This is a genomic window from Phenylobacterium sp. 58.2.17 (assembly GCF_026411515.1).
Taxonomy (GTDB): domain Bacteria; phylum Pseudomonadota; class Alphaproteobacteria; order Caulobacterales; family Caulobacteraceae; genus Phenylobacterium.
Map to the genome: position 1 here is coordinate 231563 of NZ_JAPMTQ010000001.1, position 18685 is coordinate 250247.

23 protein-coding genes are annotated in these 18685 nt (G+C 67.4%); 7 read left to right on the plus strand and 16 right to left on the minus strand.

Annotated features, from left to right (window positions below; genetic code table 11):
- Positions 1-40: 40 nt before the first annotated feature.
- Positions 41-1429, plus strand: coding sequence for a sensor histidine kinase (locus OUA97_RS01125; RefSeq protein WP_267229881.1), 1389 nt, complete (start codon positions 41-43; stop codon positions 1427-1429).
- Between the two features lie 4 nt (positions 1430-1433).
- Here OUA97_RS01125 and OUA97_RS01130 read toward each other — a convergent pair whose 3' ends face one another.
- The 6 genes from OUA97_RS01130 to cobA all read right to left on the minus strand — a co-directional run bounded on the left by OUA97_RS01130 (position 1434) and on the right by cobA (position 6406).
- Complete coding sequence (locus tag OUA97_RS01130; RefSeq protein ID WP_323690507.1) at positions 1434-2249, minus strand: ferredoxin--NADP reductase; 816 nt, start codon at positions 2247-2249, stop codon at positions 1434-1436.
- 72 nt (positions 2250-2321) lie between these two features.
- A complete protein-coding gene (locus tag OUA97_RS01135; protein WP_267229882.1) occupies positions 2322-3059 on the minus strand; it encodes a phosphoadenylyl-sulfate reductase in 738 nt (245 codons plus the stop codon).
- Between the two features lie 7 nt (positions 3060-3066).
- Positions 3067-3564 carry a DUF934 domain-containing protein gene (locus OUA97_RS01140; RefSeq protein WP_267229883.1) on the minus strand — a complete coding sequence of 166 codons (498 nt, stop codon included), beginning with the start codon at positions 3562-3564 and terminating at the stop codon, positions 3067-3069.
- Positions 3548-5203 carry a nitrite/sulfite reductase gene (locus tag OUA97_RS01145; RefSeq protein ID WP_267229884.1) on the minus strand — a complete coding sequence of 552 codons (1656 nt, stop codon included), beginning with the start codon at positions 5201-5203 and terminating at the stop codon, positions 3548-3550. Before OUA97_RS01145 ends, OUA97_RS01140 begins: the two co-directional genes overlap by 17 nt.
- A gap of 13 nt (positions 5204-5216) precedes the next feature.
- Complete coding sequence (locus tag OUA97_RS01150; protein ID WP_267229885.1) at positions 5217-5573, minus strand: DUF2849 domain-containing protein; 357 nt, start codon at positions 5571-5573, stop codon at positions 5217-5219.
- Entirely contained in the window at positions 5570-6406 is an 837-nt protein-coding gene (cobA, locus tag OUA97_RS01155; protein ID WP_323690508.1) for a uroporphyrinogen-III C-methyltransferase, read from the minus strand. The genes OUA97_RS01150 and cobA overlap by 4 nt, the downstream gene beginning before the upstream one ends.
- A 178-nt stretch (positions 6407-6584) precedes the next feature.
- Between cobA and gcvA the strand changes: the two genes are divergently transcribed.
- Positions 6585-7541 carry a transcriptional regulator GcvA gene (gcvA, locus tag OUA97_RS01160; protein ID WP_267229886.1) on the plus strand — a complete coding sequence of 319 codons (957 nt, stop codon included), beginning with the start codon at positions 6585-6587 and terminating at the stop codon, positions 7539-7541.
- Between the two features lie 12 nt (positions 7542-7553).
- Positions 7554-7886 (plus strand): chorismate mutase, encoded by a 333-nt coding sequence (locus tag OUA97_RS01165; protein ID WP_267229887.1) that lies wholly within the window; start codon positions 7554-7556, stop codon positions 7884-7886.
- On the opposite strand, the gene OUA97_RS01170 is transcribed toward OUA97_RS01165, so the two are convergent.
- A complete protein-coding gene (locus OUA97_RS01170; RefSeq protein ID WP_267229888.1) occupies positions 7859-8209 on the minus strand; it encodes an Hpt domain-containing protein in 351 nt (116 codons plus the stop codon). The genes OUA97_RS01165 and OUA97_RS01170 overlap by 28 nt on opposite strands.
- Positions 8210-8290: 81 nt before the next feature.
- Between OUA97_RS01170 and OUA97_RS01175 the strand changes: the two genes are divergently transcribed.
- The 3 genes from OUA97_RS01175 (at position 8291) to OUA97_RS01185 (ending at position 9961) form a co-directional block, all read left to right on the plus strand.
- Entirely contained in the window at positions 8291-8995 is a 705-nt protein-coding gene (locus tag OUA97_RS01175) for a hypothetical protein (RefSeq protein ID WP_267229889.1), read from the plus strand.
- Positions 8996-9429: 434 nt separating this feature from the next.
- Positions 9430-9609 (plus strand): hypothetical protein, encoded by a 180-nt coding sequence (locus OUA97_RS01180; RefSeq protein WP_267229890.1) that lies wholly within the window; start codon positions 9430-9432, stop codon positions 9607-9609.
- 37 nt (positions 9610-9646) lie between these two features.
- Complete coding sequence (locus OUA97_RS01185) at positions 9647-9961, plus strand: hypothetical protein (RefSeq protein ID WP_267229891.1); 315 nt, start codon at positions 9647-9649, stop codon at positions 9959-9961.
- A 132-nt stretch (positions 9962-10093) separates the two neighbouring features.
- Here the strand turns inward: OUA97_RS01185 and OUA97_RS01190 are convergent, their stop codons facing one another.
- From OUA97_RS01190 to OUA97_RS01210, 5 genes are read right to left on the minus strand one after another with little or no spacing between them, the layout of a single operon-like run.
- The gene (locus OUA97_RS01190; protein WP_267229892.1) at positions 10094-10369 is read right to left on the minus strand and encodes a hypothetical protein; all 276 of its coding nucleotides are present in this window, start codon (positions 10367-10369) and stop codon (positions 10094-10096) included.
- Positions 10366-10767, minus strand: a complete 402-nt coding sequence (locus OUA97_RS01195) for a hypothetical protein (protein WP_267229893.1) — start codon at positions 10765-10767, stop codon at positions 10366-10368. The genes OUA97_RS01190 and OUA97_RS01195 overlap by 4 nt, the downstream gene beginning before the upstream one ends.
- Positions 10764-11174 (minus strand): hypothetical protein, encoded by a 411-nt coding sequence (locus tag OUA97_RS01200; RefSeq protein ID WP_267229894.1) that lies wholly within the window; start codon positions 11172-11174, stop codon positions 10764-10766. Before OUA97_RS01200 ends, OUA97_RS01195 begins: the two co-directional genes overlap by 4 nt.
- Positions 11174-11665 carry a lysozyme gene (locus OUA97_RS01205; RefSeq protein WP_267229896.1) on the minus strand — a complete coding sequence of 164 codons (492 nt, stop codon included), beginning with the start codon at positions 11663-11665 and terminating at the stop codon, positions 11174-11176. Before OUA97_RS01205 ends, OUA97_RS01200 begins: the two co-directional genes overlap by 1 nt.
- Positions 11662-11982, minus strand: coding sequence for a hypothetical protein (locus OUA97_RS01210; RefSeq protein ID WP_267229897.1), 321 nt, complete (start codon positions 11980-11982; stop codon positions 11662-11664). The genes OUA97_RS01205 and OUA97_RS01210 overlap by 4 nt, the downstream gene beginning before the upstream one ends.
- A 162-nt stretch (positions 11983-12144) precedes the next feature.
- Here OUA97_RS01210 and OUA97_RS01215 point away from each other — a divergent pair, with 162 nt between their 5' ends.
- Complete coding sequence (locus OUA97_RS01215; RefSeq protein ID WP_267229898.1) at positions 12145-12762, plus strand: PEPxxWA-CTERM sorting domain-containing protein; 618 nt, start codon at positions 12145-12147, stop codon at positions 12760-12762.
- A gap of 47 nt (positions 12763-12809) precedes the next feature.
- On the opposite strand, the gene OUA97_RS01220 is transcribed toward OUA97_RS01215, so the two are convergent.
- The 4 genes from OUA97_RS01220 to OUA97_RS01235 form a co-directional block, all read right to left on the minus strand.
- Positions 12810-16118 (minus strand): Ig domain-containing protein, encoded by a 3309-nt coding sequence (locus tag OUA97_RS01220; RefSeq protein WP_267229899.1) that lies wholly within the window; start codon positions 16116-16118, stop codon positions 12810-12812.
- Between the two features lie 138 nt (positions 16119-16256).
- A complete protein-coding gene (locus tag OUA97_RS01225; protein ID WP_267229900.1) occupies positions 16257-16982 on the minus strand; it encodes a hypothetical protein in 726 nt (241 codons plus the stop codon).
- A gap of 10 nt (positions 16983-16992) precedes the next feature.
- Positions 16993-17793 (minus strand): glycine-rich domain-containing protein, encoded by an 801-nt coding sequence (locus OUA97_RS23320; protein WP_323690509.1) that lies wholly within the window; start codon positions 17791-17793, stop codon positions 16993-16995.
- Positions 17793-18683: a hypothetical protein gene (locus OUA97_RS01235; RefSeq protein ID WP_267229902.1), complete on the minus strand. Its 891-nt coding sequence runs from the start codon at positions 18681-18683 to the stop codon at positions 17793-17795. Before OUA97_RS01235 ends, OUA97_RS23320 begins: the two co-directional genes overlap by 1 nt.
- Positions 18684-18685: the final 2 nt, after the last annotated feature.

An 18685-nucleotide genomic window follows, 5' to 3' on the forward strand; every position in this document is an offset into this window, starting at 1 on the left:
GACACCAGGCGTGGTCGGCGAGGCGAGAACGGCGTTGCAGGTGTCCGCGCATTCCGGCGTGCTGACGGCGCTGAGCCAGGCGCCTTTGGGCATCGCCATTTTCGACCGCGAGATGCGCTATCTGGCGGCCTCGAGCCGGTTCCTGTCCGAACAGGGCCTGCCCGGCGATCTGCCCCTAGTCGGCAGACACCACTACGAGGTCTTTCCGGACATCCCCGAGCGGTGGCGCGAGATCCACCGGCGCGCGCTGGCCGAGGGGTTGGAGCTCAGCCACGAGGCCGACCCCTTCGAGCGCTCCAACGGGCGGGTGGACTGGATCCGCTGGTCGCTGAAGCCCTGGCGCGACGAGGCCGGCGAGATAGGCGGGCTGGTGCTCTACACCGAGTTCGTAACGCCCAATGTCGAGGCCCGCGCGCGGCTGGAGGCGGCCGAGGCGCGCTATCGCGCGGTGTTCGACCAGGCGGCGATGGGCGTGGCGCGTGTGGCCCCCGACGGGCGCCTGCTGGAGGTGAACGACCGGTTCTGCGCGATGCTGGGCTATGGCCGTGACGAAATGACGGGCATGACCTTCCAGCAGATCACCCATCCCGAGGACGTGGACTCCAACATCACGCTCACCGAGGCTCTGCTGGCCGGCTCGATCGAGACCTACTCGATGGAGAAGCGCTACATCGCCAAGGGCGGCCAGGTGACTTGGAACAACCTGACCGTGGCGCTGGTGCGAAACAGCGCCGGCGAGCCCGACTACTTCGTCTCGATCATCGACGACATCGGCGCGCGCAAGCAGGCCGAGGCCGAGCAGAAGCGATACCAGGGCCAGCTGCGGTTGATGATCAACGAGCTGAACCACCGGGTGAAGAACACCCTGGCCACGGTGCAGTCGATGGCCTCGCAGACCCTGCGCGGCGAAAGCGATCCCGAGATCGTCTACGAAAAGCTGGAGGCGCGGCTGCTGGGCCTGTCGCAGGCCCATGACGTGCTGACCCGCGAGAGCTGGCATGGGGCGGACCTGCGCGACCTGGCCGAGCGCGCCCTGGGGCCGTTCCTGGACGCCGCCGCCGACCAGATCACCTTGCGGGGGCCGGCGGCCTGGCTGCAGCCGGGCGCGGCGCTGTCGATGGCGCTGGTCCTGCACGAGCTGGCGACCAATGCGGTCAAGTACGGCGCGCTGTCGGTCGTCGAGGGCAAGGTCGACATGACCTGGACGCTGGAGGGCCAGCATCTGCAGGTGGTCTGGACCGAGCGCGGCGGGCCGCGAGTCGAACCGCCGCGTCGCAAGGGGTTCGGCACGCGGCTGATCGAACGCGGCCTGCGCGGCGAGCTGCGGGGCGCAGTGACCATGGACTACGCGCGCAGCGGCCTCGTCTGCACCATGCAGGCGCAGCTGGCCCAACGTAGCGACCAGCTGAGCCTGTTCGAGGGCGTCTGAGGCCTCAGGTCTCGACGAAGGCCTTTTCCAGCACGAAGTCGCCGGGGGCGGCGAGCGAGCCCTCCTCGTAGCCGCGCTCGACCAGCAGGGCCTTAAGATCAGCCAGCACCGAGGGGCCGCCGCACAGCATCAGGCGGTCGACAGCCGGGTCCAGCGGCGGCACGCCGAGGTCCTCGAAGATCTTGCCCGAGGTGATCAGGTCGGTGATCCGCCCCTGGGTGCGGAACGGCTCGCGGGTGACGGTCGGGTAGTAGCGGAGCTTGTCGCCGATGACCTCGCTGAGGATCTCGTCCTCACGCAGCTCCTTCTCGAACAGCTCGGCGTAGTTCAGGTCCGCGACGTTGCGCACGGTGTGGGTGACGATCACCTCGTCGAAGCGGTCGTAGACTTCCGGGTCGCGGGCTAGCGACAGCCAGGGGGCCAGGCCGGTGCCGGTGCCGACCATGTAGAGCCGCTTGCCGGGCTTGAGCCCGTCGAGCACCAGGGTCCCGGTCGGCTTCTTGCCGATCAGCACTTCGTCGCCGACCTTGATCTTCTGCAGGCGCGAGGTCAGCGGGCCGTCGGCGACCTTGATCGAGTAGAACTCGAGTTCGTCGTGCCAGGACGGGCTGGCGATCGAATAGGCGCGGACCAGCGGCTTGCCGTCGACTTCGAGGCCGACCATCACGAATTGGCCGGACGAGAAGCGCAGGCCCGGGTCGCGGGTGGTGCGGAACGAGAACAGTTCGTCGGTCCAGTGCTGAACCCAGGTCACGGTCTCGACCATGAAGGCGCCGCGCGCCTTCGAAGCGGCCGGGGCCGGAGCGATTACATCAGTCATGACGAGTCTTTGGCTGCCGTAGGGTCGGCGCGAGCCGCCGACGAGGTTGGAGCGTATGTAGCAACGCCGCCGTCAGATGTCGCCGCCGACATTGGCGACGGCGCCCGGGGCGCGCGCGACGTGGATGCCGCATTCGGTCTTGTCCTGACCAGCCCAGCGGCCGGCACGGACGTCCTGGCCCTCTTCCACCGGCTTGGTGCAGGGCCAGCAGCCGATCGAGGGGAAACCCTGGGCGACGAGCGGATGGGCGGGCAGGTCATGCTCACTCATATAGGCGTCCAGCTCGGCCTTGCCCCAGTTGGCCAGCGGATTGAACTTCACCTGGCCGTCGGCCTGCTCGACCACCGGCAGCGACAGGCGGTCGCCGCCGTGGAAGCGCTTGCGGCCGGTGATCCAGCCATCGAACTCGGCCAGGGCCCGGTCCAGCGGCACGACCTTGCGCACTTCACAGCAGGCGTCGGTGTCGGTCTGCCAGAGCTTGGCGTCCGGATCGGCCACCGCCAGATCGTTGAAGGCCGGGCGCAGGTCGCGCACGTCGGTCAGGCCGAGCCTGGCCGCCAGGTTCTTTCGATAGTCGAGCGTCTGGCCGAACAGCATGCCGGTGTCGAGGAACAGCACGGGGGTGTCCGGCTTGATCTTCGAAACCATGTGCAGCAGCACCGCGGACTCCGCCCCGAAGGACGAGACCAGAGCCAGCTTGTCGCCGAACGCCTCGACCGCCGATTCCAGCACGGTGGCCGGATGGGCGTGGCGCAGTTCGGCGTCGAGCCGGGCTGCGAGGGACGGACGCTCCAACTGATCGAAGGCCATGGTCAGCTCACTCCCTTTCGGCGAAGGCCGGCGCCCGGCGGTCGGCCGCGCGCTGGTAGACGTGACGTTGGCGGTGGGCGGTGTGGGCCCACTGTTCGGGGGTCGAGCCGTCGGCCGGCTCGAAGGCGTCGAAGCCGACCCGAACCATGAAGCCGGCCTGCTCGCGCAGCACGTCGCCGACGGCGCGGATCTCGCCCTTGAACCCGTAGCGCTCGCGCAGCAGGCGCGCGGCGGTGTAGGCGCGGCCGTCGTTGAACTTCGGGAAGGCCACCGCCACCAGGGCGATGCGCGGCAGGTCGTAGGCCAGGACCTCGACCTCCTCTGCCGGCTCCAGCCGCACGCCGACGGAGCGGCCCTCGGCCAGCAGCCGCTCGCCCTCGCTCTGGAAGCGGGTCAGCGAGATGATCAGGTCGCCGCGGACCAGGTCCTCGTCGTCGCCGACGTGGGTGTAGGGATCCTCGACCAGCGAGAACTGGCCGTCCGTCAGCTTAATTCGCGTCGGCATAGACGGCCTCCTTGAAGGGAACGACGCCGGTGCGGCGGAAGGTGTCGAGGAAGCGTTCCTGACCCTGGCGCTCGCGCAGATAGACCTCGACCAGGGTGTCGATGGCGGGCGCGACGCGGTCGGCCGGCAGGGCCGGGCCCAGCATCGAGCCGACGGAGGCGTCTTCCGCTCCCGAGCCGCCAAGGGTGAGCTGGTAGAATTCCTCTCCCTTCTTATCGACGCCGAGGATGCCGATGTGGCCGACATGGTGGTGGCCGCAGGCGTTGATGCAGCCGCTGATCTTGATCTTCAGCTCGCCGATCTGCTCGGCGCGGTCCTGGTCGGCGAAGGTGCGGGCGATGTCCTGGGCGATCGGGATCGCCCGGGCGTTGGCCAGGGCGCAGTAGTCGAGCCCCGGGCAGGCGATCATGTCGGTGATCAAGTTGACGTTCGGCGTCGCCAGACCGGCGGCCTTCAGCGCCGCATAGACCGCCGGCAGATCGTCGAGCTTCACGTGCGGCAGCACCAGGTTCTGCTCGTGGGTGACCCGGATGTCGCTTTGGCCGTAGCGCTCGGCCAGGTCAGCGACGACGTCCATCTGGTCGGAGGTGGCGTCGCCGGGGGTCTCGCCGATCGCCTTCAGCGAAATCTCGACGATGGTGTAGCCGGCGCGCTTGTGCTCACGCAGGTTGTTGCGCGCGAAGCGGGCCAGGCCCGGATCGGCGGCCTTGGCGGCTTCGAACGCTTCGGAGCGGTTCACCAGGGTGTCGAAGGCGGTCGGGGCGAAAGCGCCGCGGATGCGGGCGATCTCGGTGTCCGGAAGGTCGCTTTCCGGTCCGATCTTCAGCCACTCTTCCTCGACCTGACGGGCGAACTCTTCGGCGCCGAGGGCGGCGACCAGGATCTTGATGCGGGCCTTGTACTTGTTGTCCCGGCGCCCGTGACGGTTGAACACGCGCAGGATCGCCTCAAGGTACGAGACCAGGCGGTTGGCCGGCAGGAACTCGCGGATCGTCGGGCCGACGAAGGGCGTGCGCCCCAGGCCGCCGCCGACGATCACCTCGAAGCCCAGCGCGCCGTCGCGGCTGCGGCGCATCATCAGCCCGATGTCATGCACCTTGGCGGCGGTGCGGTCCTTGGCGGCGCCGGTGATGGCGATCTTGAACTTGCGCGGCAGGAACGAGAATTCCGGGTGCAGGCTGGACCATTGGCGGATGGCCTCGGACCAGACGCGGGGATCGTCGACCTCTTCGGCGGTGGCGCCCGAATAGGGGTCGGCGGTGGTGTTGCGGATGCAGTTGCCGCTGGTCTGGATGGCGTGCATGTCCACCGCCGCCAGCCGATCCAGGATGTCCGGCGTGTCGGCCAGCTTGATCCAGTGGAACTGCAGGTTCTGACGGGTGGTGAAGTGGCCGTAGCCCTTGTCGTAGGTGCGGCCGATGTCGGCCAGCACGCGCAGCTGGGTCGGGTTCAGCGAGCCGTAGGGGATCGCGACGCGCAGCATGTAGGCGTGCAGCTGCAGATACAGGCCGTTCATCAGCCGGATCGGCTTGAACTGGTCCTCGGTGATCTCGCCGGCCAGGCGGCGGGCGACCTGTTCACGGAACTCCGCGGCGCGGTCGGCCAGGAATTCCTTATCGAGGGTGTCGTACTGGTACATGGCCCTCCCCTCTCTAACGCTTGATCAGGTTCACGCGGCCCTTCGAGCGGGCCGCGCCGGACGCGTGCTGCAGGGCCTCGATGGCGGCCCCGCCCTCGGCCTGCTTGCCGTGGTGCAGGTGGTTGGTCGGGCCGAGCGCGCGCAGGCGCTCGCGGTAGCTGACCGGCGCCCACAGGCCTTCGCTCTCGATCAGGTCGATCAGATAGGGATCGACGATCACGGTCTGCTGGGACTTGGCGTGGGCTTCGGCGGCCTCGCCGGCCTCGGCGGACTCGAACAGCTCGGCGTCGGCGAAGCGCTCGACCCAGGCGCCGGCCTTCCAGAAGACGACTTCGCCGTCGGTCAGGCGATTTCCGGTCAGGGCTTTCATTTCACGCGCAACTCAAGTTTCGGTTCGAAGACGGCGGTATCGCCGGAAGCTTGGGCCAGGGCCATGGCCTCGCCGACGATCAGCAGAGCCGGACCCGCCACCTGCTCGGCGGCGGCCGGCAACTCGGCCAGGGTGGTGACGATGCGGCGCTCGTCGGCGCGGCTGGCGTTCTCGATCACCAGCGCCGGGGTCGAGCCGGCGCGGCCGGCGCCGATCAGCCGGGCGGCGATGCCGGCGGCGGTGGAGACACCCATGTAGATCACGACCGTCTGGTTGGCCTTGGCCAGGCTTTCCCAGTCAAGGTCGGGCTCGGCGCCCGCGGCGGCGTGCCCGGTGACGAAGGTGACCGCCTGGGCGCTGCCCCGATGGGTCAGCGGCGCGCCGGCGTTGGCGCTCGCGGCCAGGGCGGCGGTGACGCCGGGGACCACGTGGCATTCGACGCCGGCCTCGCGGCAGGCCTCCAGCTCCTCGCCGCCACGGCCGAAGATGAACGGATCGCCGCCCTTCAGGCGGACTACGTTCAGTCCTTCCTGGGCGAATGCGACCAGCATCCGGTTGATCTCGTCCTGGGCGTAGGAATGGCGCGACTTGCGCTTGGCGACGCTGATGCGGCGGGCCGAGGCCGGCGCCAGGTCCAGGATCTCGCCCGTGACCAGGCCGTCGTGGACGACAACCTCGGCGGACTGCAACGCCTTGAGCGCCTTGAGGGTCAGCAGCTCGGGGTCGCCGGGCCCCGCGCCCACCAGCCAGACCGCCCCGGTCGCGCGACGGCGCGCCCCGCCCAGGACGACGAGGCGCTGGCCGCTCTCGTTTTTGGGCTTGCGGTGAGGCATTGTTTTTAGGTTCTCTAAACGCCAGAGCTTGAATGTGAGAGCGGGACGGGCTCACACCCGCCCCGCCGCAATATCCGCCGACGAAAAGGGCCAATACCTCGGCGAACGGTTGCAAACTGGTCGTGAAAGCGCCAATTCGCAACCCAAGGACTTCTGCCGGGGGTGTCAGGAAAACTCGATGGAGCGTAATGCGGAACGCCGCCGATTGCCGCCACTCAACGCCCTGCGGGCGTTCGAGGCGGCTGCGCGGCACCTGAATTTTTCTCGGGCGGCGGACGAACTGTCCGTGACGCCCGGAGCGGTCAGCCAGCAGATCCAGAACCTGGAGGACTATGTCGGCGCGGCCCTGTTCAAGCGCACGCCCAAGGGGCTGCTGCTGACCGACGCGGCGCAAACCGCCCTGCCCGCCCTGCGCGAGGCGTTCGACCGGCTGGCCGAGGCGGCCTCGATGCTGACCGCAGCGGTCGACGGCCGGCGGCTGACGCTGACCGCCGCGCCGTCGTTCGCAGCCAAGTGGCTGGTGCCGCGGCTGGGACGATTCGAAGAGCTGCATCCGCAGGTCGACGTATGGCTGTCGGCGGGGCTGGAGCTGGTCGATCTAACCGCCGGCGAGGTGGACGTGGCGATCCGCTACGGGGCCGGCCGCTACCCCGGCCTGGAGGTCCGCCGGCTGATCGGCGAAACGGTGATTCCCGTGCTTTCTCCGGAGCTTGCGGCGAACATCCCGCTCAATGAACCAGCCGACCTGGCCAACCATATCCTGCTGCACGACGGCTCGCCCGAGCCGGATGATTCGTGCCCCGACTGGACCATGTGGCTGGCGGCGCGCGGTCTGCGCGGCATCGACGGCGCCCGTGGCCCGCGGTTCAACCAGTCGAGCCTGGTGATCGAGGCGGCGGTCAACGGCCGCGGCGTAGCGCTGGCCAAGCGCACCCTGGCCCAGGCCGACCTGGACGCCGGGCGGCTGATCGCCCCGCTGCAGATCGCGACGGCGGTCGATTTCGCCTATTATGTCGTGCATCCGAAGGCGAAGGGGCGGCTGCCGCAGGTCAAGGCGTTCATCAACTGGATCGCGGCCGAGGCCGAAGCCCACGAAGCTGCGCTAAGAAGCCTGGACAACGGGGCCGGGATTTAGTCCTAAGCGGCCATGAAAATCGTTGTTGATGAGCGGCCCCTGCCGGCCGACTGCGAGACCATGCTCGACGTCCGCAAGGGCGTCGATGCTCTGGACCGCGCGCTTGTTCTGATGCTGGCCGAGCGCCAGCGCTACATGGACGCCGCCGCCCGCATCAAATCCGAGCGCCACACGGTGCTGGACAGGGCGCGGATCGAGGACGTGGTGACCAAGGTCAAGGCCGCGGCCCGCGAGGCCGGCCTGTCCGAGGATATCGCCGAACCGGTGTGGCGGCTGCTGATCGACCGCTGCATCGCCTACGAGTTCGGCGTCTGGGATCAGCTGCGCGGCGTGCGCAACGACTGAAGCGCCCGCTCGTGGGCGTAGGCCGCGACGTCGGCCAGCGCCGCACCCAGCGCATCCTTGACCCCCTCCAGCGCGCCGGGGCCGGCGGCCTCGGCGTGCGCGCAGGCGTCGCCGAGCTGGAACGCCCCGACGCCGCGGGCCGCGCCCTTGATGGTGTGGACCGCATCACGCCAGCCTTCCGAGGCCGGATCCAGCAGCGTGGCCCAGATCGCCGCCTGTTCGCGGAACAGGCTGAGCACCTCGTCGATCACGTCGCCGTCGCCGGCCGTGAAGGATTCGAGGTACTGAAAGTCCACCGCGCCGGTGAGGTCGCGCCTCGCCATGTTATCTTCCCGCTCTGAACGCCGCCTCGACTTGACCTGCATTTGCCCAGGTTGCCGCCGGCCTAACAAGGACCTCGCCGCATGAAGATTCTAGTCGGCACGCCCACATACAACGGCCAGGTCACCGGTCAGTACACCCGCAGCATGCTGGAGCTGCAGGGCATGCTGGGTCCGGCCATGGGCTGGGAATCGACCAAGGCGGTGATCATCGCAACGGCGCGCAACCTGCTGGCCAGCCGGGTGCTGGAGACCGACCACACGCACCTGCTGTTCGTCGATGCCGACGTCAGCTTTCCGGCCGGCGTGGTGCAGAAGATGATCGCCCTGGACGAGCCGGTGGTCGCCGGGATTTATCCGCAACGCACGCTCAACGTCGCCGCCTTCCATGCCGCCGCGCGCAAGCACGACGACCCGAACACCGCCTTCGCCGCCGCGCTCAGCTATCCGGTCGACCTGGTCGAGCCGCACGCGACCAAGGGCGAGTTCTACGAGGCCAAGACCGCGCCGACCGGGCTGATGCTGATCAAGCGCGAGGTGTTCGAACAAATGCGCGCCGCCGACCCGTCGCTCTACCGCAGCGCCGAGGGCAGCTATTACGGCTACCAGAACCTGAAGAACGTCCTGCAGTGCTTCGAGCCGCTGGCCGACGAGCACGGCGTGGCGATGAGCGAGGACGTTTCGTTCTGCCATCGCTGGCGGGCGCTGGGCGGGAAGATCTGGACCCTGTTCGACCACTATATCGGCCACACCGGGCCCTATACCTTCCGTCCGATGCCGGCCGGATGACAAAGACGCTTGCAACGCAGTTCGAGACTCGCTAACAGGACGCCTCCCCAGCGGGGCCGCGAGCGAAACGCTCTCCGGGCCGGCCAGGGAAACAACCGCAAAGCCTTATGGCGTAACGGTTATGGGTGTATAGCTCAGTTGGTAGAGCAGCTGACTCTTAATCACCCGCCAATCCAATAAAATCAGCCGCTTAGCTCCACAACGCGCCCGTTTTCTGCGCTCGCAAACCCTTATGGCGCGTAGCGAGTGTAAAACTTTTCGGGCCAATTTCGCGCGCCTGATTGACTCCGATGTTCCACTTCTGTTCACGTTCACCCCATGAAGGTCTCGAACGTCATCCCCCTGCCCCCGCGGCCTAAGCCGGCTCGTGTCGTGCCGCTGATCGGCGTCGTCGGTGAAGGCGGCCGGGTGACGTTTCACAAGCCGAGGACGAAATGACCGACACCCCGGAAGACCCGCCCAAGCGGCGCGACAAGTCGGCGGACGGCGTGTGGGATCAGACCCCGCTCGGAACCGCCAGGCCGATGACCTCGGAGACCATGCGGGAGGTGTTCGGCAAGCACCCTGACGCCGACTGGAAGCCGGTGATCAGGTCAAGGCGGCGGGTGCGCTAGGGTGTTGAAAACGGCGTTCTTGTGGTAGAGTTTCCCAATGCGAAAGCTTCTCGACCGCCTGCTTCGCCGCACGCCCCGCCCGCCCACCGATCCGCTTGCGGAGCTACGCCAACCGATCTCCGACGAGGATTACTGGCGCCTCAAGCGCGAGTGGCAACAGGAAGACATGCTCGACGCCCTGAGAGACGGCGAGCACTTCATGCCGATGTACGCGAACGCAGCCGCCGGCCGCGGCCTCTCGATCACCTACCTATGTGATATGGGGCTGATGGAGATATTGAAGGTGACCCCAGGCGGCGCTCGCTTCGCCCCAACCCGCAAAGGCGTCGCCTACCTCCAAGAGCACTCCTGAACGCAAAAGACCCGCCCCCAGATCGGAAGCGGGCCAGTCAGGGCGTCTAGCGCCGGGTGATGTAGACCAGCCCCACCAGCAGGCCGAGAACGGCGACGGTAAAGATGGCCAGCATGTAGTCGAGGAACACCGCTAGCTGTCCGGCGGATGGGCGGCGCAGCCAGAGACGGCGGCCTCTAGCTCACGCTCCCTCGCCTGCCGCATGTCGCGTTCGACCAGGAGCGTGCGCATCTGTTCGAACACGTCCGTAGCGACCGGAGCCAGGAGCGTCGGATAGACCGGCTTCTCGCCCAGCTTCGGCGCGCATGCCTGGAAGATCGGCACCTCTACCCGCTGGTAGACGACGCGCTCTTTCGGGGTCGCGCAGGCGGTGAGCAGCAGGGCGGCAGCGATGGCGAGAGCCTTCATTTCACGTCCTCCGTGGCGAGATTGACCATCGGGCACACCGACAGGTCGATAAGCTTGAACCAGCCGTTGATCGCGATATTGCAGGCCCATCGACCCAGGGGCTTGGGGCCGGACGAGAGGACGCGACCGTTGATCCCACGCGCAATGTGGTCGGCCAGTTCCTCAGCCGAGACTGCGCCATCGCGCCAAGGCGCGGCGATCAGGTCGAGATCGCGCTCGAGGGTTCCGTGGACGCCGATCGCGTACCCGACTTCGCGGGCGAGGCGGCGGATCGGTTCGACATCGGGTATGGGCGGCTCGTCCCAGTCGGGGTGCGGCTCAATCAAGCCGCCGCCGCACTTGTGGCATGGGGCGACGGCCCGCATCGTCGCGCAGGCTTTGCAGTAGCCCGCGGTCATTTCACGTCCTCCGAGATGACTTGCACGTAGAGCGCCGCGGCGGCCTCGCACTGGCCGGCGGTCGGCGTCGGGATCCGCGCCAGCCGGTCGGCGCGCTTGCGGTACTGCGCGGCCTCCTGGCGGGCCTTGGCGACCGCGGCGTCCGCCTCGCGCTGCACGGCATCGGCCTTGGCCTTCCACGCCTGCACCTGAGCGGTCTGCTGCTCGATCTCGCCGTTGGCCTGGGCCAGCGTCGCCTTGCACTCGCCCCACGCTTGGTTCGTGGTGACGAGATCGGCCCGCAGTTCCTTGTTCTGAGCCTTGGCGGCCTTCTCGCCGAGCGCGGCGAACACCGTCATCGCGATCATCGCCAGGACCACGACCGTTCCGACAACGGCGGCGAGGCGGTACGTCAGGGCGTCGAACATCAGGCCAGACCTTTCAGGCAAAGGGCGCGCTCGTCGGCGCGTCGGTTGGCGAGGCCCTGGACGAAGCGAAGCTCGCCGTTCACGCGCGCCTTGTTCCAGGCCAGCAGACCATTGCAGGCGCCCCGGAAATCGTAGGCGCGGGCCTTGCGGGCGGCCGTGGAGTTGCAGGCGGCGACAGGGCCTACGTTGTAGGCGAAGCTCGTGAAGGCCGCCTTGATCTCAACGGGCGCGGTGGGCGGTAGGCATTCCAGGATCGGCCCGGCGTGCTTGCGCAGGCTCGCGGCCAGCATCGCGTCGCACTCGGACGGGGTGTAGCGGCGCATCCGAACCGCCGTCTCGCCGTCACAAACCGTGATCACTCCGCCGATGTCGGGATAGGGGTCGAGCCGCCGGCCCTCCCACTTGCTCACCATCGGGCCGGCCAGGGCGATCACCGCGGCCAGGCCGGCCGCACCGCTGGCGCCGATCGCTGTGGTGCGCAGCGCGCTCATTGGTCCACCGCCTGGCGCCCACGAGCGCGCGGGCTACCCACCAGGCGCTCGATCATGTCGGTCAGGTACTTGAGCTGTTCCTGAACCCGGACGAGCGCGATGGTCGTCTGATTGTGCGCAGCGGCCTCCGCGTCGGCGCGGGCCGTGATCGCCGCGAGATCCAGGCGCACCTGCGCGCGAAGATCCTCCTGGTCCTTCTGGACCTCGGCGATCGTCTGCTTGTTGCTGTTGATGCGGCCTTCGAGGCGGACAAGCCACACAATCCCGCCGATCGCTGGGATGATGACGCTGGCGAGCAATCCCGCGATTTCAATCATGCGGCATCGCTCCGCGGCGCAAGGCGGGTCGTCATTCGGGCGTGTCTCCGTCCGAGGGTTCAGGTCTGATTGTCGGGGGTGTGCGCACTCGCCTGCCGGGCGAGCACCGATTGACTCTCCCTCAACCCGGAGTCTTGGTTAACCAACTCTGGGGAGAGTGAGATGATCAGGAAGTTCTTGGCCGCCGCTGCCGGCGTGCTGTCGCTGTTTGCCGCATCAAGCGCGTCGGCCGCGCAGGTCATAAATGTCACGGACATGCATCCGGGAGCGAACGGCCAGGCATCAGCCTATGGCTGGTTCTACGTCCCTGATGCCGGCATGCGATCGTCCGTGGAGATCTTCTATTCCGGCGGCGAAATGCGCCCCGACACGCAGTTCTCTTTCTATCGCTTCGTCGACTACACCTATTGGGACACCTCCAGCGGAGGCTTCATCAACGGCAATGACTACTTCTTCGAAGTGTTCTGCTCTGTCGCCAACGGCTGTCTTGACATCAAACGCCCGGGCTATGCCGTCGCAACGCTGAAATCGCCCCGCAACATCGTCGCGAGGACGTGCAACGAACACTCGGGCACCTACTGCAGCCTCACCTACCGCCCCAACGCTACCGCCACATTTTCGGGCGCGTTTGACACCAATGGCGCTAGTGATCCGCTTCAGGTCTCAATCCGCGTCAGCGACTTCGCTGCCGTGCCGGAACCGGCGACCTGGGCGATGATGATCACCGGCTTCGGCATGGCCGGCGCCAGCCTGCGGCGGCGGCGGATCGCCCACGCCTAGCGGCGTCCCGGCCCCGCCACCTCGGGCTCCGCGGGGCCCGAGGTGTGCTAGTCGATCCCGGCCGTGACGCCAGCTTTCGCCCGGACCTGATCGCGGACAGCTTCGATAAACGCCTCGCGGCTGAGCGACCCATCCAGGGGCACCGACGGGAAGGTCCAGCGCCCGGTTCCGTCCTTGCGCGAGAACGTGCCGGCCAGGCGGTCCTCGGGGCGCGAGGGAGGCGCCGACGTGCCGGCGAAGTTCACCATGACCTCGTTCTGGACGAACCGCTTGATCCCATCGCCGCTGCTGGTGGTCGCGAGCTGGTTGACGTTGTTCGCCGCCAGCAGCCAGCCGCGTTCGACTATGCGCGTGTAGCTCGCATAGATGGGCGAGCCGATCTTGTAATCCGACGGGCCGACGAACGTTGAGGCCTCGACATAGACATCGCCGTCAACCTGCCCGATGCCGTAGCTGCTGCCGCTGGCGGCGACGGTGTTGATGACGGTGATGTTCGTCGGCGCGTTGTGCCGGCCGTTGGAGTTGATGAAGAACTGCCGGGCCGCGATCCCCGCCACCGGCGAGGCCGAATTGAACGTGCAGTCCTCGACCAGCAGATGGATGGCCCCGGTGTGGACGTAGTTCGCCACCCAGGCCCAGGTGACATCGCCGTCAACAATCCCCGTGCCGGTGCCCGACGGCGGGGTGCTGCCGGTCAGCGCCTCTGGTTTCGAGACCGCAGTCACCTCATAGATTTTGGCGGTCTCGTAGCAGTAGCATTTGTCGCCGACCACCCAATACGGATAGGCATCGTCCGTGGTGGACTGGTTGTTCGGCTTAGCGTTGGGCCACCAATTCGTCAGGTTTCGAGCGAAGGTGCGGATCTGGACGGCGTCCAGGTGGGAACCGCTCGAATATCCGGAGAAGTCCACTTCTTTCGGGCTGATGCCTTGGTAGAGGCGAACAAACAGATCATCGGTCGGGAACACGCCGATGGTGCTGGTCCAATCCTCCGCATTGCCCAGGCCGAACCAGTCGCCAGAGCATTGCGAGAAGCTGTTGCCGGGATAGTCCTGCAGGTAGCAGCCGTTCACCGAGAACGGGACGCTCAGCCCGTCGAACTCGTTGTCGGCCGCATAGATGCTCTCGCCATGCAGCATGTAGACGAAGCTCATGTGGTTCGCGAGATCGGTGGCGGTGTTGCCGCCGTTCAGGTCAATGCCGACCTTGCAGCCCGTGATGGCCACCCGGTTGAACTTGCCGCCGCCGCCGATACCGCTCGATCCGGGGTCGTTAAACCTCAACACGTAAAAATTGCCGCCGTTCTTCGACTTGTCCGTGCCGAAGTTCACCCCCCGGAAGTGGATGCCGTGCACCATCAGGCTGGCGAACGACCGATTGATGATCGGCGATGCCCCGCTGTCGGGCTCGATCAGCAGGCCGCCCGTGCCGAAGTCCTTGACGAACGCGCTAGCGCGTTGGCCCTCATAGGTGCCGTTGGCCAGCCGGATGCGATGCCACGAACTGCCGGTCGGCGTAAGGGCGTCCAGCGCCGCATCCAGCGCGGATGCGCTGCTCACCGAGACGTCGGTCGTGAAACTGCCGCTGACGTAGCCCTTCCAGATGCCCGCGAGCGGGTCAGTGACGACCTTCCGCTTGAGGTAGGTTTCCGTCCTGATCCGGCCCAGGTAGTCGGCGCTGGTCGGCCGCGCCGCCGAGCTGATCACTGTGGGCGTGAACCAGGTCGTGTGCGGGTCCGGGCTACTGGCCGGGTCCGTCTGCACTACGCCCAGGGTTTGCGGGCCGGCTAGGCTGTCCGGTAGGCGGTTGCCGTTGTGCACCAGCCACACGAAGCCGTCGAAGACCTCAAGCTTGAGGTAGCCGGCCAACGACCCGGTGAGGCTATAGTTCGACAGCGCGTTCCCGCCCGAGAGCGGGGTGAGCCGCAGCGCCAGCGCGCCATCCGGCTGGTTGGCGTAGATCTCAGGGCTCGGGCCCGGGTCGTCCAGCCAAATGTCCCGCAGCGTCATATCCTGCAGCGCGCCGGCCTGCTTGCGGAAGCCGAACTGCCTCGGGCGAGATGTCACGTCGGCGTAGAAGGTGAAACCCGCGCCGTAGTCGCCCGAGACGTTGAACGAGCGCGGCGCGCTGGACGCCCAGGAGCCCGGCGCAACCGAGGTGTTATTCTGATCGAGCACCCACCCGGCGGCGGAATTGGTCCCGTGGAAGACTTCCAGCGCGTCGATAGCGAGGCGATTCCAGGTGATGCCGTTGTCGCTGAAGGTCGGACCAGCCCCCGAGGGAGCCGTCGCCCCCGACGTACCGGCCCACGCAGCCTTCCACACCGACAGGTCGGTCAGCGACACCACGATGTTGTTCGTGGAGTAGGCGGTAGCGGCCTTCCACACCTTCGGAACGGCTGTCAGGACGCTCGTAAGCGACGAATAAAGCCCACCAAACAGTGTGACTTCCTCGGAGGTCGCCGAAGTGATGGACCCAGAGGCGAACCAAACGTCGTAGTCGCCCGGCCCTGGGGTTTCGAAGGTGTACCCCTGCTTGGATGTCAGGTTGAAGTTGCCGGCCAGCAGCACCTCGCCGCTTGCCTGGGTCTTCGAGGCGTTCGACCCGGTGGGGCCGGCTCCACTGACGCGACCGCACACCAGTTCGAAATCCGCGGTATCTTGCGGATAGGCGTCGTTGCCGACGACAAGGACCGTCGTGACGGTCTCGGCGTCGTTCGGATCGACGTCGGTCCCTAGATTGATACCGCCGCCGTCCCAGGTGTTGCTCCCCGCCGCCGTCTGGCGGAACGAGAAGTTGTAGCGGATCGGCGATACGGGACCGCCTGGGTCTTCGACCGAGACCACGAGGTCGAACGGACCGAGGGGCGCCTCCAAGCCATCGCCGTCAGTGACCTTGATGCTCAGCGAGGCGGTGCCCGACGAAGTCGGTGTCCCAGTGATCGCGCCGGTGGAGGTGCTGAATGACAGGCCGCCCGGCAGCGTGCCGGTGAGCGCAAAAGCATAGGGCGCATGCCCGCCGGTGCGGTTCGGCGTGAAAGTGTAGGGGGTGCCGACGAGACCGGCCGGCGGGGAACCCGAGATCGCCAGCGGCGCGGCGATCGTCACCGGATCACTGATCGCCGTGGTCAGACCTGCGTCGTTTGTTGCCGTCACCTCGACCGTCATGGCGTCGGCGCCGGCCGCGACGTCGGCTGAGGTCCAGACGTAGGCCGGATTGGTAGATACGGTCGTGGCCCCGCGCTTGATTGCGTAGGTGAAGTTCGGGCTCGGTAGTCCAGTCCATGCGCCGGGGTTCGGCTCAGCCGCCTGGCCTTGGGTCAGGACGCCGTCGAAGGACGGCTTGACCTGGTTCACTGGGGCCGTGGTCGCGCCAGGACGGGCGGCTGTCGGGATCATCCCAAGACCCATGCCGAGAGATAGCCCAGACATCAGGCGTGCGCCCCCGCACGCAGAAGCGTGTTCTTCATCGCATGGTCTCCAGAGATGAGGTGTTTAGGCCGGCCAGCCGGCAGTCGGATCGATGCTCACGAGAGTTTCGATATCGACCGCGGTGTTGATGGCCTTCTTCAGCGCGCCGAACGCTTTCAGATGGGCCGCCCCCATCTGGAAGGCCGACACCTGGACGCCGTCTCCGGTCACCAGGACCTGGACGACCTGGGCTGCTGTGGTCTGAACCCAAACATTCGCCGTGGTCTTCAGGGGCTGGATCAGATCGGGCATGCCGGCGGCGACTGCGGCCATGGCGGCGGCGTTGGCCGCAAGCCAGTTCTGCAGGTCGTTTTGAACGGCGTCGTCGCGCATCTGGAGCGTCTGCTGGCCAGCCTCGCCGATGGAGACGTCATTGTCGTCCAACGCTTCAACCGCGCCGAAGTCCCAGGCCACGGGGCGTTGCCGATGCGCGGCGTATTCGATCGCAGCAGCGGCCAGCAGGCGATTGCGGACAGTCTCGATGTCCAGGGCCTCGGTCAGCCAAACACGGGTCGGCACGCCCGCGTTGTCGTTGACGGCTGAGCCCGTCACCTGGACGGCCCAGGACGTAGGCATCTCAGTCTCAGCGATCTCAGCACGTTCCAGGCCGAACGGCGCGAGTTGCTCATCCGAGAGACCCGCAAGCCAACTGGCGTTCAGGCTCATGCCCGAGACGGTCAGGTCTCCGAACGGGGTGACTTCGATCCACGCTCCGCCAGGTCCAGCGGTCGATCTGATGGCGTCGGCCATAGGGCCTCCTCTAGTTAAAGGCGAAGGTGCCGCTGCTGGTGAAGGTATGGAGCGTGTAGGCGCGGCCGCCGATCGTGGCTGAGCTGACCGTTCCTCCGGTCGCGCGCTGCGGGCCGAGGTATCGAATGACCACAAGGCCGCTGCCGCCGACGCCGCCGTCGTAAGTGTTCGTGCCGTCAAACCCGCCGCCGCCGCCGCCGCCGCCGCGATTGGCCGTCCCGTTTCCACCGGTGCTGGTCGAGCCGTTGCCCGCTCCGCTACCTCCCGAGTTGGCGCCCGAGAAGCCCGAACGGCCGCCACCGCCGCCGCCGGACCCATAGATGACCGACGTTCCAGCAATGGATGACGACACGCCGGCGCCCCCAGCGCCCGCTGTGGAACTTGTCGCGTTTCCGCCAACGGCTGATGCGCCGCCACCGCCAGCGCCGCCGCCTGCGCCCGGCGAACTGCCCCCGGCGTTCCCCTGCCCCGCGGTTCCTGCGCCACCCGCGCCGCCAGAGCCGCCTGCGCCCCCTCCTGAGCCACCCGCGCCGCCCGGGCCGCCACTGGTTGGGTTGCCGCCCCGACCGCCGCCCTTGGCGATGATGAGGGCTGCGATCGATGTGTCGCCACCGATGACGCCGGTCGCTCCACCCGCACCCACGGTGATGGCATAGGACTTCGGGGGGAGGCTGTAGCTGCCCTGCAGCACACCGCCGCCGCCCCCGCCCCCGCCGCCGCCGTTGAACTCGCGACCGCCACCTCCCCCGCCCCCAACGAGGAGGTAGTCGATCTGCAGACGCGGATGGATCAGAAGAGAAGGACGAAGCATCAGGTCGTCGGCGACCGGATCAGGTCGTAGATGATCTCGGTCGCCGTCCCGCCGCCGTCGACGCTCACGACGTCATAGAGCAGGTAGTCCTTCGCACCCGCCGCCGTGGTGAGCACGGCCAGGCCGCCCTCGCGCTTGTAGGCCGACGCCACGGCGAGGACGCGGCTTCCGGTCCCGTCCTGCGTAATGGTGATGCGGCCGCGCGCACCCGGATAGGTGTTGACGATAGCGCCCAGCAGCCGGTTTCCACCGATCGTCCAGGTGAAGTCGAGGCCGTTCAGGCCGTCCGGCGTGACGGTCGCGCCGTCGGTCAGCGCGAAGGGAGCAAGCGCCCCCTTCAGGCCCTTCGGAGAAACGGAGACCGAGTCAGATGTCGCGGCCAGAATGTCAGCCGGCGTAGCAGCCGCAGCATAGAACGCCGCGTCGATGACCATCCACGCCGAATAGGTTCCAGAGCCATAGGCCCCGCTCGACACCACAGTCACCGCGAAGACGGTCGTGCTGGTCACGGCGCTGATGGTGCCAAACATCCGGATCGACGGGTCGGAGATCTGAACCAGCACGACGCGCTTGTTCAGCACGACGAGGTTGGGCTTGGCCGACTGGAGGGTGACGGGCTTTGTCCCAGCCCCGACCACCAGCGATGAGTTGCTCCGACCGACGGCGCCCGCCCCGTCGATGGCGACCGCGGCGGCGGCGCTGATCTCGGCGGCTTTCTCGAAGACCTCCAGGGCGTTCGCGTAGGACTTGGCGTTCTCGACGTTCTGGGCGTCGATGGCCTCAGGAAGCTCCTGCCAAGCAAGGTCGGCCCGAGCGTCGAAGTTGTCCGGGTCGGTCGAGAGCGGGACCGGCGTCGTGATGTTCGGGATGGGCAACGGCGCCGTGGGCACGG